We start from the raw sequence: 3,415 nt of genomic DNA, 5'->3' as shown, positions 1-3,415 counted from the left end.
CTACAACTGGGATGTCCGCCCATCGGGGCGCATTGCCGGCGTTACGCTCCGACGTTCAAGCGCTATAGCGGCTCTGCCCAACCAGCGCGTTGCGCAACGACGTTGTAGCGCTATAACAGTAAAGCGTGACGCCTCCGCTGAGCGAGCCGTCGTTCGTTCAGCGGCAGTGCTTCAGCGGGGTGGAACCGCCACGAACCCCCTCACCCGACTTGGCCGTAGCCGTCGCTTCCTCCGTCATACCAGCCGACCGATTCTGCGATCGGCACAGCGGTGCGGCAGACTCCGGTCATGACTTCTGCGGGGGAGCAAGCCTCAAATGATGTCCGCGTCGAAGCTGAGACCGGGCATGGAGAAGCGATGCCGCATCCGTCGTGGCGGCTGCCCCTGCTGGGAGATGTGTTGCGTCTCGATCCTCGGCGGCCGGTACAGCGTGAGGCGCAGTTCGTACGCGAGCTCGGGGATGTATTCGAGATCGACATCGCCGGCAAGAAGGTGGTTGTCGTCGGGGGCGGGGACGCGGCCGCGGAGGTGTTCGACGAGTCCCGGTTCGCCAAGGCGGTCGTCCCACCGGTGAGCAATCTGCGCGAGCTGGCCGGGGACGGACTGTTCACCGCGTTCAACAGTGAGCCGGCGTGGGCGCAGGCGCACAACGTGCTGATGCCGGCGTTCAGCCAATCCTCGATGCGCAGCTATCACGATGTGATGCTCGAGTGCGTCGACGGGCTCTGCGGCTACTGGGCCGAGCAGGCATCCCATGGTCCGGTGGACGTCTCCTCGGATACGAATCGCTTGACGTTGGAGGTCATCGGTCGCACCGGGTTCGGGTACAGCTTCGACTCGTTCTCCGCCGGTCGGCATCCGTTCGTCGAGTCGATGACGCGGGCGCTGTCGTTCGTGTCGCAGTCGGCGAATGACCTGCCGATCGTCCGGGAGATCTTCGGATGGAAGGCGCTGCGCCGACACCCGAAGGACATTGCGCTAATGCAGCGCACCGTGGACGAGGTGATCTCGGCACGCCGCCACGGACAGTCACCGCGCCAGGACGACCTGCTGCAGCGGATGCTGGAGCACCCGGATCCGGAGACCGGGGAGCTGCTGTCGGATCAGAGCATCCGCAATCAGGTGCTGACCTTCCTGGTGGCCGGGCACGAGACGACAGCAGGCCTGCTGTCGTTCGCACTGCACTACCTGTCGCTGCATCCCGAGATGGCCGAGCGCGCACGGACGGAAATAGCCCAGGTGCGCGACGGCAACAGCCCGCTCCGGTTCGAACAGGTGGCGAAGCTGCGCTATGTGCGCCGCCTCGTCGACGAGACACTGCGGCTGTGGCCGTCCGGCCCGGCGTTCTTCCGGAAGGCCCGCACGGACACGACGCTGGCCGGCTACCCGGTGCGCAAGGGCCAGACGGTCCTGGTGGTGTTGCTGGCGTTGCACCGCGATCCGACGTTGTGGGGCGAGGACACCGAGACCTTCGACCCGGACCGGTTCCTGCCTGCGGCCGTGCGTGCCCGCCCGGCCCACGCCTACAAACCGTTCGGGGTAGGGGCTCGGGCCTGCATCGGCCGGCAGTTCGCATTGCACGAGGCGGTCCTGGCGCTGGCGGAGATCCTCACCCGTTTCGAGGTCGCGCCCGTGCCGGGCTATGAACTGTCGGTGGCCGAGTTGCTGACGATCCGACCCGAGCGCTTGCACTTGGCGCTACACGTCCGAGCGTGACCATCGATCCCGCTTAACGGTCGAACAGTCGGTTTTCGCTACACTGCCTCCCCGCATCGAGATCAGGTCGAGACAGAGGGGGGTCTTCGATGGGTTCATGGCATTTGATCGAAACGCTCGTGGAGGGTGTTGCGACGCTGGTGGCCTCGGATGGTGAAGTGAAGGAGATGACTTCGCTCCGCCGGAAGGTCTCGCCCGCACCGGACATCCCGGTGGAGCCGATCGTGGAGTACGTCCGGGAAGTCCGTAAACCGTTCGATCGGGTGCTGTCGTCGAAGAAGATGCGGCAGTCGTGGCGGTTCTATGCCTGGCCGATCATCGGCCCGTTCGGCGATGTGCACGGCATCCATCTGTGGGTGGGAGAGCCGGGGGAGGAGCTGGGAACGCGGCGTCTGACCTCAGGTGTGGCCTGGATGGTCGAGGAAATGTTGATCTATCAGACGTGGGAGTCGGGGGCGATGTCCGGTACGTTGCTCGAAGATTGGCTTCCCACCGCGACCCCTGCCGACTACATCAACCGCGCGATCTGCTTCGAGCACGAGACCGAATTCCTGGATCTGGTGCTCAATCCGCGGTCCGGGGGAGTGCTGAGCACGTGGTTCTCGGTTCGGCACGACCACGGCCATGCGATGCAGTGGCAGGTCGTCTTACGCCCCATGGAAGACGGATCCGGTGTCCGGGTGCTGTATCACGACGTGTCCGACGTGTATCCGCCGTCAATGCCATCGTTGGCTGCTCTCGGACTGCGTGAAGGATTGTTAGGTGCCGATGTCCATGTCGCGCTGTTCGAGGCCCAGCGAGGCATTATCGCGATGTGGATCGGCCGGGCTCCGGAGTGGGTGGAGTGGCAGTATGCGCATGTCACCGGTCCCGTCGTCCATCCCGAGGATCTGCCGAGTCTGCAAGCGAATGCTCGGAGAGTCGAGAGCGGTGAGGTTCCCCAGGCCGGCGATCTGGTGCGACTGCATGCAGGAGATGGTGACTGGGTCAAGGCCGCGGTGACGTTGCGGCCGTTCCAGTTGCCGGATCGGCCGCCCCACGCCGCGCTCCTCCTCGCTCAAATCGCCCGAGTGGACGACTCATACTGATTCGGTCCGGTTGGAGAACCAGGGTGTGTCAGGCCGCCTTCCCGCCCTGCCGATCTGGATTGGTCGTGGAATTCCAACCAGGGGAGCACACCCGGGTCACCACGGCTCGCGCCGCACGATAGTCGGCGCGGCCGGTGTCGGTCACCGGGAATCGGCCGTACCGCAGCCGAGCCGGCGCGTCGATGGGCAGGGCGATGGTCAGCGAGACCGTGCGGGGTACGCCGGTCTTCTTGCCGCGTCGGCAGCGCCATTCCTGCTCTTCGAGCCACCACCGGTGCAGCTCCCGATCGAGGAGGTGGCGGCGGACCCGCTGCGCCCCGACACCGGAGGCCCCGACCCGGTCGGCGGCGCGATCGAGCTGCTCCCGGAGAGCGGGGGTATCGGTCCTCGCCTGGGTGGGCAGGCCCAGGCGGGCGAGGGTAGACAGGGTCCGCGTCACGGTGGCAAGGCTGTAGCCGGTCAGGGCAGCCACCTCGACGGGATTTCTGCCCGCTCCGGAAATAAGAGGTTTTCCCGAAATCGCAGCCCAGTGGATGCGGGCGGCTGCCCCGCCCAGCCCGGACCGGTGCGCCCACAGATCGTGCGTGTGGTGCTCCAGTAGGGAGGAGGGG

At 66.0% G+C, this 3,415-nt stretch carries 2 protein-coding genes and 1 pseudogene; 2 read left to right on the top strand and 1 reads right to left on the bottom strand.

Going from position 1 to position 3,415, the window contains the following annotated elements:
- The first annotated feature begins 357 nt into the window (after positions 1–357).
- Entirely contained in the window at positions 358–1,716 is a 1,359-nt protein-coding gene (locus tag G6038_RS27950; protein WP_165041797.1) for a cytochrome P450, read from the top strand.
- Positions 1,717–1,805: 89 nt separating this feature from the next.
- Positions 1,806–2,804 (top strand): GAF domain-containing protein, encoded by a 999-nt coding sequence (locus G6038_RS27945; RefSeq protein WP_165041795.1) that lies wholly within the window; start codon positions 1,806–1,808, stop codon positions 2,802–2,804.
- Between the two features lie 28 nt (positions 2,805–2,832).
- Here G6038_RS27945 and G6038_RS27940 read toward each other — a convergent pair.
- Positions 2,833–3,415, bottom strand: a pseudogene (locus G6038_RS27940) (hypothetical protein); the annotation flags it as partial.

The organism is Rhodococcus sp. 14C212 (genome assembly GCF_011058195.1).
GTDB classification, from domain to species: domain Bacteria; phylum Actinomycetota; class Actinomycetes; order Mycobacteriales; family Mycobacteriaceae; genus Rhodococcus; species Rhodococcus aetherivorans.
Note: the sequence above shows the minus strand (reverse complement) of the source record. Positions and strands in the feature narration are given on the sequence as shown.

Bases quoted from the DNA above. Each gene is read 5' to 3' on its own strand.
- G6038_RS27945 (WP_165041795.1), top strand. From the start codon at position 1,806: ATGGGTTCATGGCATTTGATCGAAACGCTCGTGGAGGGTGTTGCGACG.
- G6038_RS27950 (WP_165041797.1), top strand. From the start codon at position 358: ATGCCGCATCCGTCGTGGCGGCTGCCCCTGCTGGGAGATGTGTTGCGT.